Source organism: Mesorhizobium sp. P2_A8 (assembly GCF_056404935.1).
Genome location: NZ_JBFUDB010000007.1, coordinates 260033 through 285457, shown reverse-complemented (window position 1 = coordinate 285457; position 25425 = coordinate 260033). Strand labels below are relative to the sequence as shown.

Annotated in this window: 21 protein-coding genes; 12 read left to right on the top strand and 9 right to left on the bottom strand. The window is 62.1% G+C overall.

Annotated elements, in window-relative coordinates:
* The first annotated feature begins 7 nt into the window (after positions 1-7).
* Positions 8-1111 (top strand): NAD(P)/FAD-dependent oxidoreductase, encoded by a 1104-nt coding sequence (locus AC1D10_RS21915; protein ID WP_477275492.1) that lies wholly within the window; start codon positions 8-10, stop codon positions 1109-1111.
* A gap of 84 nt (positions 1112-1195) precedes the next feature.
* Positions 1196-1546 carry a hypothetical protein gene (locus AC1D10_RS21910; protein ID WP_477275490.1) on the top strand — a complete coding sequence of 117 codons (351 nt, stop codon included), beginning with the start codon at positions 1196-1198 and terminating at the stop codon, positions 1544-1546.
* Between the two features lie 133 nt (positions 1547-1679).
* On the opposite strand, the gene AC1D10_RS21905 is transcribed toward AC1D10_RS21910, so the two are convergent.
* Complete coding sequence (locus AC1D10_RS21905; protein WP_477275488.1) at positions 1680-2270, bottom strand: hypothetical protein; 591 nt, start codon at positions 2268-2270, stop codon at positions 1680-1682.
* Positions 2271-2600: 330 nt separating this feature from the next.
* Here AC1D10_RS21905 and clpP point away from each other — a divergent pair, with 330 nt between their 5' ends.
* The 4 genes from clpP (at position 2601) to AC1D10_RS21885 (ending at position 8092) form a co-directional block, all read left to right on the top strand.
* Complete coding sequence (clpP, locus tag AC1D10_RS21900) at positions 2601-3230, top strand: ATP-dependent Clp endopeptidase proteolytic subunit ClpP (protein ID WP_109669506.1); 630 nt, start codon at positions 2601-2603, stop codon at positions 3228-3230.
* A gap of 298 nt (positions 3231-3528) precedes the next feature.
* The gene (gene clpX / locus AC1D10_RS21895; protein ID WP_477275485.1) at positions 3529-4803 is read left to right on the top strand and encodes an ATP-dependent Clp protease ATP-binding subunit ClpX; all 1275 of its coding nucleotides are present in this window, start codon (positions 3529-3531) and stop codon (positions 4801-4803) included.
* A 306-nt stretch (positions 4804-5109) separates the two neighbouring features.
* Positions 5110-7521, top strand: coding sequence for an endopeptidase La (gene lon / locus AC1D10_RS21890; protein WP_477275483.1), 2412 nt, complete (start codon positions 5110-5112; stop codon positions 7519-7521).
* Between the two features lie 298 nt (positions 7522-7819).
* Positions 7820-8092 (top strand): HU family DNA-binding protein, encoded by a 273-nt coding sequence (locus AC1D10_RS21885; protein WP_006201846.1) that lies wholly within the window; start codon positions 7820-7822, stop codon positions 8090-8092.
* 94 nt (positions 8093-8186) lie between these two features.
* Here the strand turns inward: AC1D10_RS21885 and AC1D10_RS21880 are convergent, their stop codons facing one another.
* Entirely contained in the window at positions 8187-9209 is a 1023-nt protein-coding gene (locus AC1D10_RS21880) for an aldo/keto reductase (protein ID WP_477275481.1), read from the bottom strand.
* Between the two features lie 175 nt (positions 9210-9384).
* Here AC1D10_RS21880 and AC1D10_RS21875 point away from each other — a divergent pair, with 175 nt between their 5' ends.
* Positions 9385-9951 (top strand): SIS domain-containing protein, encoded by a 567-nt coding sequence (locus tag AC1D10_RS21875; protein ID WP_477275479.1) that lies wholly within the window; start codon positions 9385-9387, stop codon positions 9949-9951.
* 3 nt (positions 9952-9954) lie between these two features.
* Positions 9955-10692, top strand: a complete 738-nt coding sequence (locus AC1D10_RS21870) for a creatininase family protein (protein ID WP_477275477.1) — start codon at positions 9955-9957, stop codon at positions 10690-10692.
* An 11-nt stretch (positions 10693-10703) separates the two neighbouring features.
* Here the strand turns inward: AC1D10_RS21870 and AC1D10_RS21865 are convergent, their stop codons facing one another.
* The 4 genes from AC1D10_RS21865 to AC1D10_RS21850 all read right to left on the bottom strand — a co-directional run bounded on the left by AC1D10_RS21865 (position 10704) and on the right by AC1D10_RS21850 (position 14834).
* Positions 10704-11027 carry a hypothetical protein gene (locus tag AC1D10_RS21865; protein ID WP_477275475.1) on the bottom strand — a complete coding sequence of 108 codons (324 nt, stop codon included), beginning with the start codon at positions 11025-11027 and terminating at the stop codon, positions 10704-10706.
* A gap of 3 nt (positions 11028-11030) precedes the next feature.
* A complete protein-coding gene (locus AC1D10_RS21860; protein WP_379095070.1) occupies positions 11031-11948 on the bottom strand; it encodes a carbohydrate ABC transporter permease in 918 nt (305 codons plus the stop codon).
* 12 nt (positions 11949-11960) lie between these two features.
* On the bottom strand, positions 11961-13082 hold the full coding sequence (locus AC1D10_RS21855; RefSeq protein WP_477275473.1) for a carbohydrate ABC transporter permease: 1122 nt from the start codon (positions 13080-13082) through the stop codon (positions 11961-11963).
* A gap of 87 nt (positions 13083-13169) precedes the next feature.
* Positions 13170-14834, bottom strand: a complete 1665-nt coding sequence (locus AC1D10_RS21850) for an ABC transporter substrate-binding protein (protein ID WP_477275471.1) — start codon at positions 14832-14834, stop codon at positions 13170-13172.
* A gap of 283 nt (positions 14835-15117) precedes the next feature.
* Between AC1D10_RS21850 and AC1D10_RS21845 the strand changes: the two genes are divergently transcribed.
* Genes AC1D10_RS21845 through rbsK form a run of 3 tightly spaced genes read left to right on the top strand, consistent with a single transcriptional unit; the run spans position 15118 to position 17589 of the window.
* The gene (locus tag AC1D10_RS21845) at positions 15118-16176 is read left to right on the top strand and encodes an ABC transporter ATP-binding protein (RefSeq protein WP_379095079.1); all 1059 of its coding nucleotides are present in this window, start codon (positions 15118-15120) and stop codon (positions 16174-16176) included.
* Between the two features lie 26 nt (positions 16177-16202).
* Positions 16203-16655, top strand: coding sequence for an RbsD/FucU family protein (locus tag AC1D10_RS21840; protein WP_477275468.1), 453 nt, complete (start codon positions 16203-16205; stop codon positions 16653-16655).
* 4 nt (positions 16656-16659) lie between these two features.
* Positions 16660-17589 carry a ribokinase gene (gene rbsK / locus AC1D10_RS21835; protein ID WP_477275466.1) on the top strand — a complete coding sequence of 310 codons (930 nt, stop codon included), beginning with the start codon at positions 16660-16662 and terminating at the stop codon, positions 17587-17589.
* Between the two features lie 61 nt (positions 17590-17650).
* Here the strand turns inward: rbsK and AC1D10_RS21830 are convergent, their stop codons facing one another.
* The 3 genes from AC1D10_RS21830 to AC1D10_RS21820 form a co-directional block, all read right to left on the bottom strand.
* Positions 17651-18847 carry a glycosyltransferase gene (locus tag AC1D10_RS21830; RefSeq protein WP_477275464.1) on the bottom strand — a complete coding sequence of 399 codons (1197 nt, stop codon included), beginning with the start codon at positions 18845-18847 and terminating at the stop codon, positions 17651-17653.
* A 23-nt stretch (positions 18848-18870) separates the two neighbouring features.
* Entirely contained in the window at positions 18871-19437 is a 567-nt protein-coding gene (locus AC1D10_RS21825; protein WP_477275462.1) for a polysaccharide biosynthesis C-terminal domain-containing protein, read from the bottom strand.
* 374 nt (positions 19438-19811) lie between these two features.
* On the bottom strand, positions 19812-24371 hold the full coding sequence (locus AC1D10_RS21820) for a putative Ig domain-containing protein (RefSeq protein ID WP_477275460.1): 4560 nt from the start codon (positions 24369-24371) through the stop codon (positions 19812-19814).
* 471 nt (positions 24372-24842) lie between these two features.
* Here AC1D10_RS21820 and AC1D10_RS21815 point away from each other — a divergent pair, with 471 nt between their 5' ends.
* On the top strand, positions 24843-25373 hold the full coding sequence (locus AC1D10_RS21815; RefSeq protein ID WP_477275458.1) for a phage tail protein: 531 nt from the start codon (positions 24843-24845) through the stop codon (positions 25371-25373).
* The last annotated feature ends 52 nt before the right edge of the window (positions 25374-25425 follow it).

Genomic DNA, 25425 nt, shown 5'->3' with positions numbered 1-25425 from the left:
TGACCTGATGAATGTGATCGTTGTCGGCGCGGGCATTGCCGGTCTTTCCACGGCGTGGTCGCTGGTCAAGGCCGGCCACAGCGTTTCCATCGTCGAGCAGGGCCCGATCCCCAACCCGTTGGCGGCATCCGGCGACCATCACCGTATCATCCGCCGCGCCTACCGGGCCGGAACCGGCTATGGCCGGCTGATCACCGAGGCCTATCAGGCCTGGGACGAGATGTGGGCCGATCTCGGCGAAAGCCACCTTGATGCGCGCGGCTTTGTCTGCATTTCGCGCGAGCCGGGCGACGAGGCCGAGGAATACCGCGAGGGCCTTGAGGAGGGGAATTTTCCGTTCGAATTGCGGGAGCCGGATGCCGCTGTTGAACGCTGGCCGTTCCTTGAGCCAGGCTCGTTCCGCTACGCCTATTTTTCGACCGAAGGCGGCGTGCTGCATTGCCGCAAGATCGCGTCCGGCCTCGCCAGATGGCTGCGGGCCACGGGCGCCAATGTCTACGAAAACAGCAAGGTCGTCGAAGTTGATGCCGAGGCTGGTCACATCGTGCTCGAAAGCGGCGAAACCATGCAGGCCGATCGCATCGTCGTCGCCGCCGGCGCCTGGGTGCTGAAACTGTTTCCGGAACTGGATGGCGAGTTGAAAACCTATCGAACAGCACTTGCCTATATCGAACCGCCGGCCGACCTCAAGGCGGCTTGGGAGGTGGCGCCGGTTGTCCTCGATATCGGCGGCCCGGTCGACGGTCACGCGATCCCGCCCTCCGGCGGCGCCGGCATGAAGTTCGGTTCCGGGCTGCATAGGGTGCCGACCAGCGACGCCGACTGGAACCGTGACCCGGTGGCGGGCGAGGGCGAGGCGATCCGCAACCTGTTTTCGCCGCCGATCGCGCGCATCGATGAATACCGGGTGACCGAGGTCGTCACTTGCGCCTACACCTTCACCGCCGACGAGAAATTCATGGCGCACGAAAAGGGCAAGTGCCTGATCGTCTCGGCCTGCTCGGGCCATGGCTACAAGTTCGGCGCCGCCGTCGGCAGGCGCGTGGCGGCCGCCATTGGTGATGGCGACATCGCCGGCCTGAAGCGTTGGCTGCGGGCGGAGGTGGCCTGAACGCCGCTGGAGCTAGGGTCCGGACTCATAACCAGTAGGAGACAGCGGCTGCGATGCAGACCGCAGCGAGAGAGATAGGATCCCATGACGGATAGAATCACCATCGCCGAGTCATTGCCGACAACCGCCGTCGTGCGGGTCTCGCGCGCCAGCTACGACCCGAGCCGGTTCGCCGAGGTCGACGCCGCGAGCAAGAAGACCTCGGAGTACATCATCCCGGCCATCAGACGGTTGCCGGGGCTCCTTCACTTTTATGCGGGCGTCTCGCCGACGGGCTCGATCGTGCAAGTTAGTGTCTGGGACACCGACGAGCATGCGGCGCAGTTGGACCTGCTGAAGGAGATGGTTGTCGACGGCCGTAGGGATATGGAGGCGGTCGGCGTGACGTTCACCCCCATTGTCAACTACCCCATCGACTGGACCTGGACCGTCTGACCCGGGGTCTGAACTCAGAACCAGTAGGACACAGCGGCCGCGACAGATCGGAACGTCACGGCGTTGCGGTCATGGCGGGTTGCGATCACAACTCGCTCCTCATGCCAACACTTTTGTGGGTCCAGACCCTAGCCTAATCCTGGCAGTGCCTGGGAATATGCACGCGCCGCCAGCCGGATGAGCCTTCGCGGACCAGCACGCGCCGCGCCACCGTCTGGTAGGACGCGGGAACATTGATGATGCGCCTTTGTTCCGGCTGCACCAGCACCTCCTCTGCGATCCTGTCGTACTGCGCCGGGATGACGACGCGCCGTGTACGCTCCGGCTGGATCACCACGGTCTCGGCGACACGCCCGTAGCGCGCCTTGTGCCAGATCTTGCACAGCACCTTGCGGCCACGGATGACGCGCCATTCCCAGGAATAGCCGCCATCATCGATCTGGACCGTGTGGTATACGGTGCGGGTGATGGCGGGCACCACCTCGTAGGTCACTTGTGCCGGAACGGTCATCACCACGCGGTCGCGGGTGCCGTAGATGGCGGGAACATAGTCGACCTGCTGGCCGGGCGGGCTGACCAGCACGTCTTCGTAGACCGTGTCGTAGACATCAGGCGTGCGGACGGGCTCATAGCATTCGACGGCGCGGCCGCCGGCCGCTGTCTCGGAAATCGTGCCGAGCATGGTCAGCCCGGCAATGGTGAAGCATGCGGTTTTCCTGAACATGACACTCCCCCTGTTGAACGGTACGATGACGGTTCAACGTTGGATCGTAGGGGATCAGGCGTCTGGTGAAAGGGAATTTGCCGTATTTCGTTAAGCAATGCGGTTAAGAAATTGCTACGGATGGTGACGACGTCGCCGATCGATCACGGTACGGGTCGATGAATCCCGAGAATGTAACCTTGATTCGACTTACCCAGATGGCTAGGAGGGGGCGGCCTTGCACAAGGATGAGCCGGCATCCTATTTACGGAATAACGATCCAGAACCGATTCTGCCCGATCTGCCAGCATTCCCGGCGCCGGAATCCCACCGCGAGATAAGAGATAACTAATGAAGAACCCCGTCGAAACCTACATGAACCTCGTTCCGATGGTGGTCGAACAGACCAATCGCGGCGAGCGGGCCTACGACATTTTCTCGCGCCTCCTCAAGGAGCGCATCATTTTCATCACCGGTCCGGTCGAGGACGGCATGGCGACGCTGGTCTGCGCGCAGCTGTTGTTCCTCGAAGCCGAGAATCCGAAGAAGGAAATCAACCTCTACATCAATTCGCCGGGCGGCGTCGTCACCTCCGGCATGGCCATCTACGACACCATGCAGTTCATCAAGCCGGCCGTGTCGACGCTCTGTATTGGCCAGGCGGCCTCGATGGGCTCGCTGCTGCTGACCGCCGGCCACAAGGACATGCGCTTCGCCACGCCGAACGCCCGCATCATGGTTCACCAGCCGTCCGGCGGCTTCCAGGGCCAGGCATCCGACATCGAACGCCATGCCCAGGACATCATCAAGCTGAAGCGTCGCCTCAACGAGGTCTACGTCAAGCACACCGGCAAGAGCTACGAAGAGATCGAGAAGACGCTCGACCGCGACCATTTCATGACCGCCGACGAAGCCAGGGATTTCGGCCTCATCGACAAGGTCATTTCGTCGCGCGAGCCGGCTGAAGGCGCTGTGGCATAAGGGCTAGTTGGCAGTTGGATGGCGACATCACGCGCTTTTGGCGTGTCTTGCGGCATTTCGGCCACAATTGGCTGTTCCCTCGGCGGTCAGGATTGCCTACGTTAAGGCTATGTTGAGTTTCGGCGGCTTAGCTTTATGCGGGGCTGTCGCGAATCATTGCCACGTTTTCTGATTTGTGTTTCGTACGGAATGCGTTGCGGGGAGCCGGATTATACTGGCGGCGGCGGATTCCCGCGATAGATTGAGTATGCGCCCTTTCAGCCAGACCATCGGCGGGCGGCCATGAAAGGACATGAAAATGAGCAAGGTCGGCAACAACGGCGGCGATACCAAGAACACGCTTTACTGCTCGTTTTGCGGCAAAAGCCAGCACGAAGTGCGCAAGCTGATCGCCGGTCCGACGGTCTTCATCTGCGACGAATGCGTCGAGCTGTGCATGGACATCATCCGCGAGGAGAACAAGACCTCGATGGTGAAGTCGCGCGAGGGCGTGCCGACACCGCAGGAAATCCTCAAGGTTCTCGACGACTATGTCATCGGTCAGCCCTACGCCAAGCGCGTGCTGTCGGTGGCGGTCCACAACCACTACAAGCGCCTCGCGCATGCCGGCAAGAACAACGATGTCGAGCTGGCGAAGTCGAACATCCTGCTGATCGGCCCGACCGGTTGCGGCAAGACACTGCTTGCGCAGACGCTGGCCCGCATCATCGACGTGCCCTTCACCATGGCTGACGCCACGACGCTGACCGAAGCCGGCTATGTCGGCGAGGACGTCGAAAACATCATTCTGAAGCTGTTGCAGTCGGCCGACTACAATGTCGAGCGCGCCCAGCGCGGCATCGTCTACATCGACGAGATCGACAAGATTTCGCGCAAGTCCGACAATCCCTCGATCACCCGCGACGTGTCGGGCGAGGGCGTGCAGCAGGCGCTGCTGAAGATCATGGAAGGCACCGTCGCCTCTGTGCCGCCGCAGGGCGGCAGGAAGCATCCGCAGCAGGAGTTCCTGCAGGTCGACACCGCCAACATCCTGTTCATCTGCGGCGGCGCCTTCGCAGGGCTGGACAAGATCATCTCGGATCGCGGCAGGAAAACCTCGATCGGCTTTGGTGCCATCGTCGCTTCGCCCGAGGATCGCCGCACCGGCGATGTTTTCCGCCTGGTCGAGCCCGAGGATTTGCTGAAATTCGGTCTTATCCCCGAATTTGTCGGCCGTCTGCCGGTCCTGGCGACGCTGGAGGACCTCGACGAGCCGGCGCTTATCCAGATCCTGACCGAGCCGAAGAACGCGCTGGTCAAGCAGTATCAGCGGCTGTTCGAGATGGAGAATGTCGACCTGACCTTCCACGAGAACGCCCTGTCGGCGATCGCCAAGCGCGCTATCGAGCGCAAGACCGGCGCGCGCGGCCTGCGCTCGATCATGGAAGCGATCCTTCTCGACACGATGTTCGAACTTCCCGCGCTCGAAGGCGTGCGCGAGGTGGTGATTTCGGAAGAGGTGGTGACCGGCAGTGCCCGGCCGCTCTACATCTATTCCGAACAGAAGGAAAAGAAGGGCAATGTCAGCGCCTGACATGAGCCCGCAGCGGAGTTTTGAAACGGCGCCGCAAGGCGCCGTTTTGCTGTCACGCAGGGTTTTGCGGCTGCGCCCGGTCTTGGCGTCGCAAATGTGTCACTTGCGGGCAAGTTGGAGGAGCGGATTTGTACGGGCCCCTTGATCTTTGTGGATCGTGCATCCAACTAATTGGAGAAGGCCGAGGTGCCCGATTTCTGTGCTGTAAAACTCCCGTCACAAACGGTGGTAGGCGGAACGATCCCCGGTCGTTAATATAAGATTCGCGGTTGGCTGATTGGCGGCCGCGACATGAAAGGTTGGACAATGGCCAAAATATCCAAGGCTCCCAGCGACGGTGTCTTCGCAGTCCTCCCACTGCGCGACATCGTGGTGTTCCCGCACATGATCGTTCCGCTCTTTGTTGGGCGTGAAAAGTCGATCAAGGCGCTGGAAGAGGTGATGGGGCAGGAAAAGCAGATCCTGCTTGCCACCCAGATGAATGCCGCCGATGACGATCCCGAGCCCGATGCCATCTTCGACATCGGCACGCTCGCCAATGTGCTGCAATTGCTGAAGCTGCCCGACGGCACCGTCAAGGTTCTGGTCGAAGGCGCTTCGCGCGCGAAAATCGTCTCGTTCACCGACCGTCCCGACTTCCACGAGGCCCGCGCCGCGGCGCTTGTCGAGCCGGAAGAGGAAGAGGTCGAGGTCGAGGCGCTGGCTCGTTCGGTCGTCACCGACTTCGAGAACTACGTTAAGCTGAACAAGAAGATCTCGCCGGAAGTGGTGGGTGCCGCCAGCCAGATCGACGACTATTCCAAGCTCGCCGACACGGTCGCTTCGCATCTCGCCATCAAGATCCCTGAAAAGCAGGAGATGCTGGCCACGCTCTCGGTCAAGGAGCGGCTGGAAAAGGCGATGGGCTTCATGGAAGCCGAAATCTCCGTCCTGCAGGTGGAGAAGCGCATCCGTTCGCGTGTCAAGCGCCAGATGGAGAAGACGCAGCGCGAATACTACCTCAACGAGCAGATGAAGGCGATCCAGAAGGAGCTTGGCGAGGGCGAGGACGGCCGCGACGAAGCTGCGGAGATCGAGGCGCGCATCAAGAAGACCAAGCTTTCCAAGGAGGCCCGCGAAAAGGCGGAAGCCGAGTTGAAGAAGCTCAGGACGATGTCGCCGATGTCGGCGGAATCGACCGTTGTGCGCAACTATCTCGATTGGATCCTGTCGATCCCGTGGGGCAAGAACTCCAAGGTCAAGCAGGACCTGGCCTTCGCGCAGAACGTGCTCGACACCGACCATTTCGGCCTCGACAAGGTCAAGGACCGCATCGTCGAGTACCTTGCCGTGCAAAGCCGCCAGAAGAAGCTGAAGGGGCCGATCCTGTGCCTCGTCGGCCCTCCCGGCGTCGGCAAGACCTCGCTCGGCAAGTCGATCGCCAAGGCGACCGGTCGCGAATTCATCCGCATGGCGCTGGGCGGCGTGCGTGACGAAGCCGAGATCCGTGGCCATCGGCGCACCTATATCGGCTCGATGCCCGGCAAGGTCATCCAGTCGATGAAAAAGGCGAAGAAGTCCAACCCGCTCTTCCTGCTCGACGAGATCGACAAGATGGGCCAGGACTTCCGCGGCGATCCGTCGTCGGCGCTGCTTGAGGTGCTCGATCCTGAACAGAACTCGACGTTCATGGACCATTACCTCGAGGTCGAATATGACCTGTCGAGCGTGATGTTTGTGACGACGGCGAACACGCTGAACATCCCTGCGCCGTTGATGGACCGCATGGAGATCATCCGCATTGCCGGCTACACCGAGGACGAGAAGATCGAAATCGCCAAGCGGCACCTGATGCCGAAGGTGGTGCGCGACCATGCTCTGCAGCCGAAGGAATTCTCCGTCGGCGAGGACGCAATCCGCGCCATCATCCAGACCTACACCCGTGAAGCGGGCGTCAGAAGCCTGGAGCGCGAGCTGATGAAGCTCGGGCGCAAGGCGGTGACCGAGATCCTGAAGACGAAGAAGAAGACGGTGAACATCACGGCGGCGAACCTCGCCGACTATCTCGGTGTTCCGCGCTTCCGCTTCGGTCAGGTCGAGGCTGACGATCAGGTCGGTGTCGTTACCGGGCTTGCCTGGACGGAGGTCGGCGGTGAGTTGCTGACGGTCGAAGGTGTCATGATGCCCGGCAAGGGCCGCATGACGGTGACCGGCAACCTGCGCGACGTGATGAAGGAATCGATTTCGGCGGCGGCCTCCTATGTCCGCTCGCGCGCCATCGATTTCGGCATCGAGCCGCCGCTGTTCGACAAGCGTGACATCCACGTGCACGTGCCGGAAGGCGCGACGCCCAAGGATGGACCATCGGCTGGCGTGGCGATGGCCACCGCGATCGTTTCCGTGCTGACCGGCATTCCGGTCAAGGCGGATGTCGCCATGACTGGCGAGATCACGCTGCGCGGCAGGGTGCTGCCGATCGGCGGCCTGAAGGAGAAGCTGCTGGCCGCACTGCGCGGCGGCATCAAGAAGGTGCTGATCCCGGAAGACAACGCCAAGGACCTGGCGGAGATTCCGGACAACGTGAAGAACGGCATGGAGATCATTCCGGTCGGACGGGTCGGAGAGGTGTTGCGCCATGCACTGGTGCGTATGCCGGAGCCGATTGAATGGGTCGAACCGGTCAATCCTCCGGCCGCGACCGACAGCGCGGATGATGCCGGCAAGACGCTGGCGCATTAGAGCGGCGCGCGTCCACTTGGACGCGCAGAGGACGCTCTAACGCTTGGACTTGCGCATGGTCCTTTCCGAAAACCGACTACGGTTTTCAGGGCCATGCGTTAGTTTTCGCTAACGTTGCAGTGCAAAAACAGAGAGCCGGGCTTCGCGCCCGGCTTTTTCATGTGAAAAACCCCGGAATTCCGGGCTTTTTCCGATTTTTTCCTGCCTTTTCGACTTGGTTGCGGGAACGCTTCTTTCTAAAGTCCGTTTCCTGCCGGATGAGTCGTAAGTTCCGGTGTTCTCATGGAAGGGAATTTTTATGAACAAGAACGAACTGGTGTCCGCTGTCGCCGACGCCGCGAGCATTTCGAAGGGTGACGCGCAGTCGGCGGTCGATGCGGTATTTTCCGTGATCACCGGCGAACTGAAGAAGGGCGGCGATGTCCGGCTTGTCGGCTTTGGCAATTTCACCGTGTCAAAGCGTGCGGCCTCGACCGGCCGCAACCCGCAGACCGGCGCCGAAGTGAAGATCCCGGCGCGCACCGTGCCGAAGTTTTCGGCCGGCAAGGGCCTCAAGGACGCAGTCAACTAAGCGCCTTTTTCTTTCAGAGACCAGAAAAGCCGGGCTTGCCCGGCTTTTCATTTTTGTGCCCGACGCCGACGCGCGTGGTCGCCCGCGAAGTGGATTAGGCGGTCGGCGCTTCAGTTCGCATCAGGCCTGCCTTCTTGAGATCGGCCCAAAGCGCTGCCGGCAGCTTCGCATCGAGCAGCGACCGATTGCTCTCGACTTCGCTCGGCCGCTGGCCACCCGGGATTACCGACACCACCGATGGATGCTGCAGCGGAAACTGCAACGCGGCCTCGATCAGCCGCACGCCATGGCGCTTGCAGACCGCCTCGATGCGCGCCACGCAGTCGAGCACGTCCTGTGGCGCCTCGGTGTAATTGTAATAGGCGCCAGGCTTCGGCCCCGTCGCCAGGATGCCGGAATTGTAGGGTCCGCCGAGAACGATGCCGATGCCGCGCTTCTGGCAGAGCGGCAGGAAGGATGCCAGCGCCTCCTGCTCCAGCAGCGTGTAGCGGCCGGCAAGCAGGAAGAGATCGAAGTCGCCGCGCTCGGCCAGCGCCTGGCAGACCTGCCACTCATTGATGCCGCCGCCGAACGCCTTGATCACCCCCTGGTCGCGCAGGGACAGCAGCGCGTAATAACCCGAGCGCATGAACTCCTCGATGCGTTGGTCGGACGCCTGCTTGCTGCCATGGGTGAAGATGTCGACATCGTGCACGAAGAGGATGTCGATCCGATCGACGCCAAGCCGCTCCAATGAGGCCTCGAACGAGCGCATGACGCCGTCATAGCTGTAGTCGTAAACCTCGCGCCGCGACGGCGTGTCGAAGAACTTGCCGATGCCGGTGCGCTCTTCCGGCGGGCAGGCGCGCATGATGCGGCCAACCTTGCTCGACAGCACGTAGTCGTCGCGCTTCTTGCCGCGTAGGAACGGGTTGAGCCGCGTTTCCGACAGGCCAAGCCCGTAGAGCGGCGCGGTGTCGTAGTAGCGGCAGCCGGTCGCCCAGGCGGCCTCCAGCGTGGCATTGGCGTCCTCGTCCGAGACGGCACGGTAGAGATTGCCGAGCGGCGCCGTGCCGAAGCCAAGCTCCGTAAAGTCGATGCCGCCATTGCCGATGCGGTCGAAATGCCGTGTCTTCATATTCTGCTGTTTGCCTCACTTGATTTGTCTGACATGACACTATCATGCCTGTGGCCCGGCAAAAGCGTCGCGGACCGTTGGACACGCATTTTCGCGGTTGATAGCATGAACGAAATCAAGCTGTTCGTGGCAGTAAGGGCGGCAATCCCAGGGTGGTTTCGATGGCAGGTTTGTGGTGAGCGGCAACAACGAAAACCTGTTCAAGACCGCACTGGACGAACTCGGCAGCGTGCTGGCTGGCCTCGACGAGAGCCGGATCGACGCCGCCTGCAAGATGCTGGCCGGCGCCAAGCAGATCATCGTCTACGGCTGCGGCCGCGAGGCCTTGCAGGTCAAGGGTCTGGCCATGCGGCTCTATCATCTGGGCCTGCCGGTCTCTGTGGTCGGCGACATGACCACGCCGCCCTTGGGGCCTGGCGATGTCTTCCTCGTCAGCTCCGGACCCGGCGAAACCTCAACCGTGCTGACCTTGATGCAGGTCGCGCATGGTGCAGGCGCGACCAATCTCCTGCTGACCGCCCAGGCCGAAAGCAGCGCGGCAGAGCGCGCCGATTTCACCCTGCTCATCCCGGCGCAGACCATGGCCAACGACCAGGGAGCGCGGAAGACATCGGTCCTGCCGATGGGCTCGGTGTTCGAAGGCGCGTTGTTCCTGCTGTTCGAGGTGATGGTGCTGAAGCTCAGGGATTTGATCGGCGCGTCGCCCGAAGCGATGCGCGCCCGCCACACCAACATGGAATAGATCATGCGCTACGAATTGATGCTGCCACACCAGATCCGCAAGGCGATCGCCGAGAACTGGCCTGTCGCACTGCCGCTCGGCGTGCTCGAATACCATGGCGAGCACATGGCCGTCGGCATGGACACGCTGGCCGTCATCAAGACGCTGGAACTATTCGAAAAGGAGGCCGACATCGTCATCCTGCCGCCCTTCTACTATGGCGCGGCGAGCTACGCGGTGGCTGCGCCGGAGGGCAGCGGCTCGGTGCAGGTCGGTGGCAATGCGCTGGCGCCGTTCGCGCAGGAGCTGTTCTACAGCCTGCTGCGCATCGGCTTTCGCAACATCCACGCCATCATCCACCACCAGACCGAGAACTTCGCCGCCGGCATGCCGACAGATCTCGCCTTCAAGACCGCCGGCCGCCAGGCAATCTTCCAATTCCTCGAAAAGGAGCGTGGCGAGGGCTGGTGGGGCTCGGAGGCGATGGCCGACTACTATTCCGGACATGCCGCGGGTGAGAACTTCTTCAACTGGGTGCAGGTGCATCCGCTGATGTCGGCGACGATGAAGTACCCGTTCGACCATGCCGGCATCGGCGAGACATCTCTGATGATGGCGCTATGCCCGGAGGCGGTCGACGCCGCTCACTTCGAAGACAACAAGAGCTGGTATACGGCGACCGCCAGGGACGCTTCGGCCGAGCTCGGGCAAAAGGGTGTGGCCATGATCCTCGATCATCTGCGCGCGACGCTTCTTGGCTGACCGGTCAAGAATTATGCGCCACTCGATCTGGCGCGCTGCCGCTCGGCCCGGTATTCGGCCATAGACTTGTTCGGGTCGCTCTTGGTGGCCACGGCCCAGATGAAGGTGCCGCCCCCGCAGAGGGCGAGGATGACGTAGAGCGCTATGCCAAGCGCAAGGTGGTTGCCGTAGAAGCCCACCAGGGCCATCAGCAGGGCACCGAACAGCATGGCCATGACGAAACCGGCGATGACGGCGCGGCCTTGCCAGCCGAGGGGCATGGCGCCCCTGCCGTAGCGGCCGCGGCCGACATCACCGACACGGATGTTGCGCGCGAACCAGTACTTGGCACCCATCGCCTATTTAACCGCTCCGGCAGTCATGCCCATGATGAGGTAACGTTCGAGCGCGATGCCGATGACGGCCAATGGCGCAATTGCCGCGGTGGCCAGCGCTGCCATCGACCACCAGTTGATGCCTTGCGAGCCGGTCTGGCTTGCCACCATGACCGGAATTGTCTTGGCATCGGTCGAGGTCAAAAGCGCTGCGAAGAAATACTCGTTCCAGCACAGCACCATCGCCAGGATGAAGGCGGCGACCATGCCCGGCAATGCAATCGGCATGACGATGCGGAAGAACGCCCCCCAGATCGACAGCCCGTCGACGAGCGCTGCTTCCTCGAGTTCGACCGGGATCGAGTTGAACTGGTCGCGCATGATCCAGATGACGATCGGCAGCACCATCAGCGTGTAGAGCAGGATCAGCCCGATGCGCGTATCGAGCAGCCCGACTTCCCGGTAGAGCACCAGGAAAGGCAGCGCCAGCACCACCGGCGGCAGGATCAGCTGCGACAGGAAGAAGAATGAGATGTCCTCGTTCTTGAACCAGGCGAAGTGGTAGCGATAGCGGGTGAGCCCATAGGCCGCCAGGCTGCCGATGACAATTGCAAGGCTCGACGCGCCGACGGAGGTGATGACCGAGTTCATGAAGCGCTTGAAGAACTCATCGCGCACCGTGGAGGTCTGGAAGATCGAATCCGGCGACAGGCCAAGCGATCGCCAGCCCTTCCAGTCCGGCTGGAAGTCGACGAACGGGATCAGGTGGCCCTGGGTGACATCGACCGCCGATTTGAACGAGGTGGTTAGCGTCCAGTAGATCGGGAACAGGCAGATGAAGGCCCAGAACACCAGCGCGCCATAGATGAAGACGCGGCTGGTGATGAAACTCGCCGGAGAGCGGATTTCGGAAACGGTGTATTCGGTGGTTTGAACGCTCATGATCCCCGCCGCTCAGTTGACGTTGCGCACGAAGCGGTTGGCGAATTTCAGCAGCCAGGTCACGAACACGATGATGATGACGAGATAGGCCATCGCCAGCATGGTGCCGTAGCCCACATTCGAGCGGTCGCGGTATTCGCGGTAGATGAAACTGGAAACGGAATCGGTGGCGCCACCGGGCCCGCCCGAGGTCACCGTGATGATAATGTCGGCCAGCTTCAGCTTGAAGATGATGCGCAGGATGACCGCCGTCACCGACACCGGCAGCATCAGCGGAAAGGTGACCTGCCAGAAGGTCTGCCACGCATTGGCGCCGTCGACCCGCGCCGCTTCGAGGATCTCACGTGACATCGCCTGCAGGCCGGCGAGCAGCATGATCATCATGAACGGGATGAAGGTCCAGGCATCCAGCACCATGATCGAGATACGGGCGATGATCGGATCCGAGAAGAAGGCCGGGTTTTCCCAGCCGAGATGGCGCGCCAGTGTGGCCGCCGGCCCGAAGCGATATTCCATCAGCGACTTGCCGACCATCCACGACACCGCGACCGGCGACAGCATCAGCGGCATCAGGAAGACGACGCGGAAAAACTTGCGCGCCCGGATCTGCGCGTTGAGCAACAGCGCCAGGCCGAAGGCAATGACATATTCGACCAGCACGGCGAGCACATAGAGCACCATGTTGAACAGCGCATTGCGATAGTAGGGGTCGCGCAGCATCTGCCAGAAATTGTCGAGCCCGTTGAACCTGCGGCCGCTGAAAGAGCTGAGGTTCCAGTCGGTGAGCGCGATGTAGAAACCGAACAGCGTCGGGAAGATCACCATGGCGATGGTGAACAGCAGCGCCGGCAGCAGGAACAGCGCTCGCTGGCCATCCTCGCCGCGCGTCAGCACCTGGCCAATGCCGATTGCCACGCCCCACAGCACATAGGCGTAGACGACAGGGCGCCAGGTTTCGAAACCGACCGTGCTGGTTTCGGTCTTGTACAGGATCTCAAGCGCGATAACCGCCAGCAGGCCAAGTGTCGCAACGGCCATCAACACCCAGCCGAGCCGCTTGCGGCCTGGTGAAATCAGATCGGAAGGGGCGGCATCTGCCGGCCACTGGTTTGCGGTCGAAGTCTGGTCAGCCACAAATTTCGCCCGTTTGAAGGCTCATCGAGGAGCCGGAGCCGATCGGCTGTGGTCCGGCGTTGCCGCCGGACCACGGTTTCACATAGCTTACATGCCGAGGGAGGCCTTGTAGAGCTTGATCTGCTTTTCGCGGCCGATCTGGTCGGTCAACTTCTCCCAGGCCGCGGCAATGGCGTCGGCGCCTTCTTGTGCCTTCATCTTGCCGGCGAAGGTGTTGGCCAGGATGTCCTCAGCGGCGCTGTAGTACTGGAAGATGCCGGGGATGCGTGGCTCGATCGCCGCGTTCGGATGGTTGTAGGAGTCACCTTCCGACTTGAGGTACGAGGTGATGAACGCCTCGTCGTAGCCGGCCGCCACCCATTCCGGAATGTCGAAATGGGAGTTGCGGTAGGGCTGGAAGCCGGACGGATACATGGCCGTCCATATCGACAGGTCCTTGCCGCCGAGATGGGCGGCGGCGGACCATGCCGCCTTCTTCTTCTTTTCGTCGGCATCGACGCGCGCCATGACGTAGACGCCCCAGCCGAGATAGGCGCAGTTCGGCGAGTAGTTCGGCCCGCTGGCGAGCTTCTCCCAGGCGCCTGTCTTGGAATTGTAGACGTCGTCCGAACCCGGCAGGATCGAGAAGCCGGTGACGTCGCCGACCACCGAGGAATCGTTGGTCTTCACGTTGGAACCGATGTCGCCCCACCAGGGGATCATCGAACCGGTTCCGGCCAGGAACTGCTGGAAGCCAGTGGTGTTCGGGTCGGCGTTGATCTGGTCGGCCGGTTCCGAAGGCAAGGCATCGATGACGTCCTGGATGGCGCGCACCCAGGCCGGATTGTTGATGCGCGGCTTCATGGTGTCGGCATCGAACAGCCAGGCCTTGTCATCGGGATGCTTGGCGTAGGCGGTGGCGCGGCTGCCAAGGAAGTAGAAGCCGAACCCGCCCCAGGGCTTGGGCGCATCGAGATAGCCGTAGACGTCCTGGCCCTTGAATTTCTTGCCCTTGAGGAACTTGGTCACGGCCTGGACCTCTTGCCAGGTCTTCGGCACGCCCCATTCTCCGGCCCCGCCGCCGTCCTTCCAGGCCTTGGCGAGGTCGGCATCGGCGAACACGTCGGTGCGGTAGTTGAAATTGTGCGTGTCACCATCGATGGTCACGCGATACTGCTTGCCATCCCAGGTGCCGACCGGAGGCTTCAGGTAGTTGACCAGATCGTCGAAATCGATCTGCGTCTTGACCCAGTCGGGCATCTCGGAGGTGAGACCTTTGCCGCAGACATCGCCTTCGAACGGCGCGCCCATCTCGATGATGTCGAAATCGACGGTGCCGGTAGCGATCGACTGCTGCAGGCGAGCGTTGTAGTCGGCCTGCGCCAGGTCGATCCAGCTGATCTTGGCGCCGGTGTAGGCTTCCCATGGCTTCAGGAAGCCGCGGAACAGCACATTGTGCAGGTTCTGGTTGTTGAGACCCATGAAGGTCAGTTCGACGCCGGCGAATTCGCCTTCCTTGACGTTGGCTTTGGTCGCCTCGAGGCAGAGTTCACCGACCTTCTGGAAGTCGGCGTCGGTCGGCTGACCCTTGCCGACGCCTGGGATCTGCAGGATTTTGGAGCGCAGCTCGCTGGCCGCGGAAGCAGGGCGCGTGAAGGCGCCAAGTCCGGCGCCGGATGCGGCTGCTATCGCGGCCATGCTGGCCGCGCCCTTCAAGATGTCGCGCCTTGTGGCGCCAGCACGGACCAGTTTATCGTAAAGACCTGTTCTCATCGACTATTCCTCCCAGAACATCAGCGTGAATGGATATGGCCAACCTTGTCGGACGCTGGAGCGCCAACGATTCTCCCGGCTCGGAAACGAACTACGCAGGACCCCACCTGCTTGATTGAAGCTCCGATAGCGGTACCGATTTTGGACCAGCGCCCGCCACTATTCTCACAACCAAACGCCGTGTCAACGAGAACAGGTTTTTATCTATAAGAGACTGACTTGCCCTGACCGTTCGCGTTGGTTAGCTTCTGCGTCTACGGCCGATGGAGCCGATGGGGGAGATATGGCTCAAGTCGCAATCAGCAAGGTGGCCAAAGCGTTTGGAACCGTCAAGGTCCTGCACGAAGTCAGCGTCGACATTGCCGACGGACAGTTCGTGGTGCTGGTTGGCCCTTCGGGTTGCGGCAAGTCCACGCTGCTCCGAATGGTGGCCGGGCTGGAGACCGTCTCCGGCGGTACGATCGCCATCGGCGACCGCATCGTCAATCACTTGCCGCCGGCCAAGCGCGATATCGCCATGGTGTTCCAGAACTATGCGCTCTATCCGCACAAGACGGTCGAGCAGAACATGGCCTTTGCGCTCAAGCTGCGGAAAACCGATCCGGCCGTGGTCGCCGAGCGGGTCAAGCGCGCCGCCGACATCCTCGACCTCAATCCCTACCTGAAACGCTATCCAAGGCAGCTCTCCGGCGGCCAGCGCCAGCGTGTGGCGATGGGCCGCGCCATCGTGCGCAATCCGCAGGTGTTCCTGTTCGATGAGCCGCTGTCCAATCTCGACGCCAAGCTGCGCGTGCAGATGCGCACCGAGATCAAGGAACTGCACCAGCGGCTGAAGACCACCACCATCTACGTCACCCACGACCAGATCGAGGCCATGACCATGGCCGACAAGATCGTCGTCATGCGCGATGGCCGGATCGAGCAGGTCGGTGCCCCGTTGGAACTGTTCGACCGGCCGGCCAACCTGTTCGTTGCCGGTTTCATTGGCTCGCCTTCGATGAACCTGCTCAAGGGCGTCATGCGCAAGGGCGGCAAGCCTGGTGTCGAAATCGCAGGCACGCTGTTCCCGATTGCATCGGACAATGCCGCGCAGGACGGTCAGGCCGTCGTCTATGGCGTGCGCCCGGAACATCTCGAGATCCATCCCGACGGCGTGGCGGCGAAGATTTCGGTGGTCGAGCCGACCGGCTCGGAAACGCTGGTGTTCCTGCGCTTCGGCGAAGGCGAGATGGTGGCGCTGTTCCGCGAGCGCCACGACTTCAAGCCCGGCGACACGCTCACCTTGAAGCCGAGGCTGGACCAGATCCATCTTTTCGACGCCGAGACCGGCAAGCGTCTCTGATCTCAAACGACTTCACGAGGAAGACCATGCTCAAAGGCATCAATCCGCTGCTCAATGCCGACGTGCTGCAGGCATTGCGGGCGATGGGGCATGGCGATGATTTGATCATCGCCGACACCAACTTCCCGTCCGATTCGGTGGCGCGCCAGACCGCGCTCGGCCGCCTGCTGCGCATCGATGCGCCGGCCGCCGAGGTGGTCAAGGCCGTACTGTCGCTTTACCCGCTGGATACATTCGTCGATGACTCCGCCGCGCGCATGGAGATCGTCGGCAAGCCGGACGAGATTCCGCCCGTGCAAAAGGAAGTGCAGAAGGAAATCGACAAAGCCGAAGGCAAGTCGTGGCCGATGATGGCGGTCGAGCGCTACGCCTTCTACGAGCGCGCCAAACAGGCCTATTGCGTCATCCAGACCGGTGAGCGCCGCTTCTATGGCTGCTTCGCCTTCCGCAAGGGCGTCGTGCCCCCGGATGCGGAGTAGCAGCATGGCCTCGGGCAAGCCTGTCGTCATCCTTGGTGTGTTCGTCGCCGACACCGCCTATCGCGCCGATCGCCAGCCGCGCATGGGCGAGACGATCCTCGGCAACTCGTTCAAGCTGGGGCCGGGCGGCAAGGGCTCGAACCAGGCGGTGGCCGCCGGCAAGCTTGGCGCCGACGTCACGTTCCTCACCCGCCTCGGCGTCGATCCCTTCGCGGATATGGCCAGGCAAACCTGGGCCCAGGCGGGCGTCAAGAATGCAGTCATCGACACGCCGGAGAGCTATACCGGCGCCGCCTACATCTTCGTTGAGGAGACGACCGGCAACAACGCCATCATCGTCAGCCCCGGCGCGGCGACGCTGATCTCGTCAGCCGATATCGAAGCCAATGCCGCGCTGATCAGCAGTGCCGGCGTCTTTGTCACCCAGCTCGAACAGCCGATCGATGCCGCCATGCGGGCGCTGGAGATCGCCCGCGGGGCAGGGGTGACGACCATCCTCAACCCGGCCCCGGCGGCAAAGCTTCCCGACCGCATCTACACGCTGTGCGACTACCTCACCCCCAACGAGACCGAGACGGAGGAACTGACCGGGATGAAGGTCTCCTCGGTCGACGATGCACGCGCCGCCGCCGGAAAGCTGCTGGAAAAGGGCGTCGGCACCGTCATCGTCACGCTCGGCGACAAGGGTGCGCTTTTGCACTCGAAGGATCGCTCCGAGCACATTCCCGTCATCAATGCCGGCCCGGTCGTCGAGACCACGGGGGCAGGGGATGCTTTCAATGGTGGTCTGGCCGCCGCGCTGTCGCGAGGTGTCGAGCCGTTGCAGGCGGTGCGCTTCGCCTGCGCCGTTGCCGGAATTTCGGTGACCCGGCCCGGTACGGCGCCATCCATGCCGACGCTGCAGGAGGTCGAGGCGCTGCTGGCAAGAGTGTGAGATCGGCTTGGCGGACCGATTGCCGACGCCGCCTCCGGTCTGTTGTTAAAAGTTTTGAGCCCTATGATTTTTTCGAACGCAAGCTCGTGGAGATCCTGCGCAGGGGAGCGGTGAAGCGCCAGCTTCTGGACTGATGCAACGCAGCGATCTGCATCTGGCACACATGCAGCGTTTGTTCGATCCAGTCCTTCTCGTTCCTTGCATTCGAAGCGGCGCTCCGTAGCTCGGCGTTGCTTTGGTGAGCCAGATCGAGCTCGCTGCGCAACCTCGAGATTTCCGGCAGCAACGCAGCTTCCTCGTTGCTCGCGTCCGAAGCGGCCCTCTGTAGCTCGGCATTGCCTTGCTGAGCCAACTGCAGCTCGTTGCGCAGCCTTGAGATTTCAGACTGCAACGTCGCTTTCTCGGTCTCAGCGCTTGCAAGCATCGGTCGCGTCGTTTGCACATCCTCCCAGGCAAGCCGCGCCACCAGATCACCGACGGCACGGCGTATCTGCTCGCTCCAGGCTGCGGGGTCGGCGCGCATCAGCCGCGCATACTCATATTGTTCGTTGCTGGCGTTCGGTATCCAGACGCGCAAGGCTGAAGGCCACCAGCCTGCTCCGTCCGCGACATCGAGAAAACTAGCCAGTTGTCCCGCCTGGGAGTGGCGCGAATTCTTCCATTTGGCGCTGAAATGCAGGACGGTTGGGACGCGGCAATAGGTGAGGGGATTGCGCGGGTTCTCGCGTATGATGCGTCGCCATAGCTGCCAGTCCCCGGCCGATGCGAGGTCTTCCGGCCAGACATCCAGCGAAGGCAGGCTATCAGCCCGGTACAGGAAGCAACTGGCGGGTATCGTGTTGCCGACCTCGGTGAACATCCTGAATTCGTCGGCCAGCTCCAGATTGGTCAGGAAGGGTGCTGCGATGCCATCGGTGGAAACCCACAGCGCCTGACTGTACGCGATGGCAGCCCCGCCTTTCAGGCCTTCCGTCAGGACTTCAAAATGATCCGGAAACAGGAGATCGTCGTCGGCTGTAAAGCCGATCAGCTCGCCCCTCGCTTCGCGCAGCGCGATATTGCGGTTGGCGTAGCCAAAGTTCGGCGCCTTGGGCAGATCGAAGAAGCGGATGCGGGCGTCCTGAAAGGTTTCGACCACCTCGGCCGTGCCGGGCGCACAGCCGTCGCCGACGACCAGGAGCTCAAAATCCTCGACGGTCTGATCCAGCACCGACTGGATGGCCATGCCGATGACATCCACGCGCGAATGCGTCGGCATCAGGATGGAAATGCGGGGTTTGCTCACCATCCCTTGGCGCTGCCGAAATCATAGGGAATGAGATCGGTGTCGATGGGCAGGCGATACTTGTCGGGATTTGAGTGGTCGTACTGTATCGTTGGGAAATTGATGACGACCACTTCGGACGTTCCGATGTTTCGGTCGGCATGCCAGACAAATTTCGGAACATTGACCAGGCGTGGACGATCGCCGGAGAGGTAAACCTTCGAAATCATGCCGTATGTGCTGGATTCGGGGCGAGGATCATAAAGGACCAGCTCCAACTCGCCGCTGACCACAAAATAGCGATCCTCATGCAGCTTGTGCAGGCCCCAACCCTTCACCATGCCGGGGCGAATTGTGAAGATGTAGGAAAAGACGAGCGGATCGGCATGCCAGCCCCAGCGCGGGTCATAGACCTCCGTGACGCTGCCGCGGTCATCATTGTGCCGGATGCTGTCGAAAAACGACATGCCGTCCACCAGAGGCGCAATGTTTTGCCGCTGCTCGTCGAGAGTCCGTTGATCCTGCTGAGACGCGGCAAGCGTGGATTCAAGAATATCTGGGCGGATCCCGGAATGGTCGCTCATGAACAAAGTCCTCGTTATTTTTGACCGAGTCGGATCGAACTAACTCCCACAATTTTCGCTGGATGTCCTGACTGGGCCACCAGGTTCGCATCGCCACGACGACTTTTTTCGGGCACAGTGCGAATGTCTGGCCGCGTGGAACGGCCGGACTTGCCTTTTGCAAGCGTGTCAGTTGATCTGAATTCGGATCGGCTGTCGTCTGGCCGGTATTTCGAATATCCGGGCAAGCCCGCGCCGTAGGTGCGACCCACGCGCTAAAGACCGCCGGGCGGCATATGGTTGACCGTCACTCCGGCAGCCCCGCGATGCCTTCGTGGCCGGCGATGCCGCGAAGGCGAAACAGGCGCGCGACAGTTTTCAGCCAGAGCTTGGGATCAGAACGTCTTGCCCAGATTGACCAGGAACCCGTTGTCGGTGTCGCCATCGCTGCCGAGCAGGCCGCGATATTCCAGCCGTACGGCAAAGTCCTGGACCGTCTGCACATTCACTCCAAGGCCGAGCACGAAACGGTCCTTCCCCATGCCATCAATGCTGGTGTGATAGAAAGGTCCGCCGAACAAGTCCGCATAATTCATGGTTATGGAGCTGTCGCCCTGGAAGTCGTGCTGGTACTCCAGTCTCAATTGCGGCGAAACCAGGCCAAAGTCGGTGGCGAACTTGTAGTTGAGCGTCAGGCCGAGATTGCCGGTGGTGGTGCTGATATCCTGCTCGCCATAGTGCAGGGCCGACGACGGATCGCCACTTTCGGTGAAGGCATCCAGCGTCGCCCGTGCCACGTCGAGGCGCGCATAGGGCGAAATCTGCCACTGTTCGATCTCGAACTTCTTGCCGGCTGACACCGAGGCCAAAAACTGGCCACCGTCCCGCTCGCCGGTGGCAAAGCCGCCACCGGATGTCAGATAACGCTGCGAGTCGAATGACAGCCACTGATATCCGACCAGACCGTCGATGAAGTAGTCCTGGCCAGGATGATAGGTGGCATAGAGTCCCGCCGTGTAGGCCTTGCCGGTGCTGCGGCTGCCATTGTCACCAATGTCGCTGACATCGCGGCCGTAACCCATGCCCAGACCGATTGCGAACGCGCGGCTGAAGCGATAGTCGACGCCGGCGCTGAGGCCCGTGGTCTCGAACTTGTAGCCGTCGTCGCCGTCATGCTCGCCGATATTGATCGAGCCGCCGGTCCAGATGGTCACTTTGCTGTGGCCGAAGCTGCCGGTGCCGAAGCCGCCGGGAGTGCCCGATGTGGTCGTGTCGTCGAGGGACGATTTAAACGGCCAGTCCGGGTCGGAAGCCTTGCTGCGACCGCAGTCTGGTCCTTTTGCCGCTTGCTCGGCTTCGCCGCAGGTGCTGTCGAAGGAGAGCACGATGCCCTGGACGAAGGCCAGACCATCCGTGGGTTCCTGGCCATTGTCGCTGTCATGCAGGCCTTCCAGGCGCTGCTGGAAGTTGCCGATCTGCGAGGTGGCGAAACGGCGCGTTGCGGCGGTCTCTGCGTTGAGGATGCCCATGACCTCGCTGTCCAGCGTCGGATCTGGACGCTCCACGACCTCGATGGTGATCACCGTCACCGCCGATGTTGCATAGGCATTGCTCAAGGTGAAGGTCACCGTGGCCGTGCCCTGGTAAGTTGCCGTCGGTGTAAAGGTGAGCTGGTACCCGCTCAGCGATGTCGTGCCTGACGAAGGGGGAGGCACCGAAACCAGGGTCGCACTGGTAAACGGACCGCCGGCCGCATCCTTGGTCAGGTCAACCACCACTGCCTTGCCCGACACTGTCGTGACGTGCTGCGCGGCAGGAACAGGACGAGGCCTGACCTCGATCGTGACCGATGCTGCCGATGTTCCACCCGGCCCGGTCGCCGTGTACTGCAGCGTATCCTGTCCGGTGAACGACGCTCCGGGCGTGTAGACGATTGCGGTGCCGCTGACTGTCGCGGTGCCGTGTGCCGGTGCGGTCGAGATCGCTATGGAGGTGATGTCGCCGGTATCGTTGTCCGTGACGTTGATGGTCACGGCCTGCCCGTCAAGCGTCTCGGCCGTATCCGCATTGGCGACCGGTGGGTTGTTGCCGATCACCAGTGTATAGCTCGCCGTGCCGGTGAAACCGAGATTGTCTGTCGCCGTGACGGTAACGTTGAACGAGCCGACAACCGTCGGGGTGCCCGAAAGCGTACCTGTCGAAGACAGCGTTATCCCGGCCGGCAGCGTTCCCGTGGTCACCGTGTAGCTGTAAGGGCTGGTGCCTCCGCTGGCCGTAAGCGTCTGGCTGTAGGCAACGCCGTACTGGCCTGCAGGGAGGCTGGCTGGTGCCAGCGCTATGGTCGGCGTGGCGATCACCAGAGAGTAGGCCACAGACCCGTTCGCCGCGGTGCCCGTCGTGCTGTCTGTCGCCGTTACGGTGAAGTTGAAGGTTCCGGCAACGGTCGGCATGCCCGAGAGCGTGCCGGCCGCAAGGGTCATTCCTGCCGGCAGCACGCCCGCGGTCACCGCATAGGTGTAGGGGGCGGTGCCGCCGCTTGCCGACAGCGCCTGGCTGTAGGCGGATCCGGCCGTGCCGCCTGGCAGGCTGGCAGGCGCCAGGGTCAGGCTGGGCACGCCAATCATCAGGGTGTATGGGTGCGTACCTGTCTGGCCATGCGCATCTGTCGCCTGGACCGTGACCGAGAACGTGCCGGATTCCGTCGGTGTGCCCGACAAGGTGCCGGCCGCGTTGAGCGACAGGCCGGGCGGCAGCGTACCGGCCGACAACGAGAAACTGTATGGCGCAACACCTCCGGATGCGGTGACGGTGGCCGAATAGGCCGAAGCCGCCGTCGCATTCGGCAGCGTTGCCGGAGCAACCGCGATGGAGGGCGCGCCGACCTGCAGGACGTAGTTTTGCGTTCTGGCGAACGGTGCGCCAGCACCGGTGCTGCTATCCGCTGCCCGCACCGAGAAGGTGAACAGGCCGGTCGCAGCGGGTGTTCCCGAGAGCAGCCCGGTCGCAGGATCGAGGGAGAGTCCTGCCGGAATCCCCCCGGCGCTGACGATGTAGTTGTAGGGCGCTGTGCCGCCAGACGCCGAGAACTGCTGGCTGTACGCCGTGCCATAGGTCGCGATAAGGGTTCCTGCGGCGGGCGTAAGAGAAAGCGTTGGCGCACTGACGGTGAGCGTGAAGGGTTGTGAAATCGGGAATGGGCCATTTCCGGTGCTGCTGTCTGACCCCGTGACACTGAGGCCGAAACTGCCCCCCGCGGTCGGTGTCCCGGAGACGATCACACTGTTAGCTGTCGTCCCCGTTGCGGAAAGACCTGCCGGCAAGCCGCTCACCGACAGCGTGTACGGCGCAGCGCCACCAGATGCGGTGAAGGTCTGTGTGTAGGCCACGCCAACCTGCGCGGTCAAAGTCCCGGATGCAACGACTGTGATCGTCGGATTGCTGACCGTGACGGTGACTGTCGCTGGTGCGGACGTTCCGGCTGTATTCGTCGCCGTGTAGGTGAACGAGTCGGGGCCGGCGTAACCGGCAGTAGGCGTGTAGCTTATCGATGTGCCGCTGGCTATCGCCGTGCCGTGGGCAGCCGGAGTGGCGACCGCAACCGATGTCGGGGTGCCGGCGGTGATGTTGAGCGTGATCGGATTGGCGCTGCTGTTGTAGGCGACCGTGGCCGACACTGCGTTGGCGACCGGCGGAATGTTGACGATCTGAATGCTGTAGGCGCGGGGCGCACTCGAATAGGGGCCGGTCCCCGTGCTGCTGTCTGTCGCGGTGACAGAGAAGTTGTAGGTTCCCTCTGCGGTCGGCGTTCCTGACAACGCACCCGCGCCGGACAGCGATACGCCTGGCGGGAGGACTCCAGCCGTTAATGCATATGTATAGGGCGCGGTGCCGCCGGTCGCAGCATTGAGCGCGTCCGAATAAGCCGTGCCCACGGTACCGTTTCCAAGTGCCGTCGCAGGTAAGGTGATGGTCGGCGCGGCAACCGTCAGGGCGTAGGCGCGGGTGCCGCTTTGGGGCGTCCCGCTGCTGTCGGTAGCCTCGACCGTGAAATTGAACGTTCCGCCGGCGGTCGGCGTGCCGGAAAGCACGCCCGCCGTCGACAGCGTCATTCCGGCGGGAAGCGCACCCGCGCTGATGGTGAAAGTATAGGGGGATACTGCGCCGCTGGCGGTGATGGTCGTGCTGTAGGCGGAACCGACAGTCGCGCCACCAGGAAGGCTCGTTGGGGCAACGACGACGGTCGGGGCGGCGGCAATGACGACCGTGATGCTCGGAGCAACGAACCATTGGCCGCCGGTCGAGATCGTGGTGCTGTCTTGCGACTTCATCGTGAATGTAAAGCTGCCCTGGGCCGACGGCGTTCCGGAAAGCAGGCCGCTTGGGGACAATGTCAGCCCGCCCGGCAGGCTGCCACTATCGAGACTGTAGGTGTAGGGCGCGGTGCCGCCGCTCGTGCTGAATTGCTGGCTGTAGGCGAGGCCCACGGCGCCGGCAGGCGGGCTGGTTGGAGAAACAACCAAGGTGGGTCCGGGGATATTGAAGCTGTAGCTTTTATCGGCCGTCAAAGGCGTCGTCGGCGTCGAATCCGTCACGTGCACGGTGTAATTGTAAGGGCCCGAGCCCGTTGGCGTGCCGGAAATCCTGCCGTTGGACGCAAGGCTAAGACCCGGCGGCAAGCTGCCGCCGCCCGGCGTAAAGGTATACGGCGCCACGCCACCGGCAGAGGAAAGTGTCTGGTCGTAGAAAGTGCCGACTGCCGGCGTCGCCAGGCTTGCGGGGGTGACGGTGATGGGCGAGCTGGCAGGGGAGACTGTCACATTGACCGTGACGACGCCTGCGGAGGCATCTTCAAAGGTGAAGCTGTCCGACAGGGCGCCGTCGCCATTGTTGACATAGGTCAGGAGCCCGGCAGACGGGTTGTCGATGGTGACGGTGCCGTGTGCGGGCTGCACCACTTGGCTCTGCGGGTTTGTTCCGAAAGGATCGCATGATGACGCGTCGATCTGGTGGGATCCGCCAGATGCCACGGTAAACGTTATCGGGGCGGGGCAGCCTACGGATGGCGCGGCCTGCGCCCGGGATGGCGCCAAGGCAGTCATGCCAACAAATGCGAGCATCGCAACCCATAGCAGGAACCTGCTGGCAAGCGCGTCCGAACCCCCGGCGCAATACTTTACAGTCCGACTCAATGCACGCCCCCATGCCGCCAATCGATACGCTTTAGTGCCGAAGCGAAAAATATCGACCAATCAAATCTTTAAGCTGTCTAAGAATCCGGGTACGATCACCTTCTTTGGATTCGAAATCAAGTAAATCATACAGTCTTCACCATGTCTACCTCAGGTAGAAGACTCCACTTGCAGAATCCATGGTTTATGAGCAATGATGAATTCAACGAACTACCTGTCGAATATTAGGGGAGTCTAATGGCGGAAGTTTTTCTCGGCCAGATCATGATGACGGGGTTCGGGTTCGCGCCAAAGGGCTTCGCCCTTTGCAACGGCTCGATAATCGCCATCGCTCAGAACCAGGCGCTGTTTTCGCTGCTCGGCACCACTTACGGTGGCAATGGCACCACGACCTTTGGCCTACCCAATCTGCAGAGCCGCACCCCGGTCGGATTTGGCCCATCCGCTGATCCGAACTGGAACCCGTCCCCCTATCAGTGGGGTGAAACGGGCGGCGTTGAAAACGTCACGCTGCTTTCTCAGCAACTGCCTGCCCACAACCATGTGGGTAACGCGACCACGGCAGCGGGTGCGGTGCGCAATCCCAGCAGTGCGCTCTATGGCACCACCACAAACGCCATCTATACCGCGCCGAATGGCCGCGTGGTTCCCTTGGCGGCTCCCACCGTCACCTATGTCGGCGGCAACCAGCCGCACCCGAACATACAGCCTTACGAGACCATCAACTACAACATCGCGATGAGCGGGATTTTTCCGTCACGCAGTTGACGCCGCCAGCCACCACCCAGACCACTGCACGCCAAATCACTGCCCGGAGGAG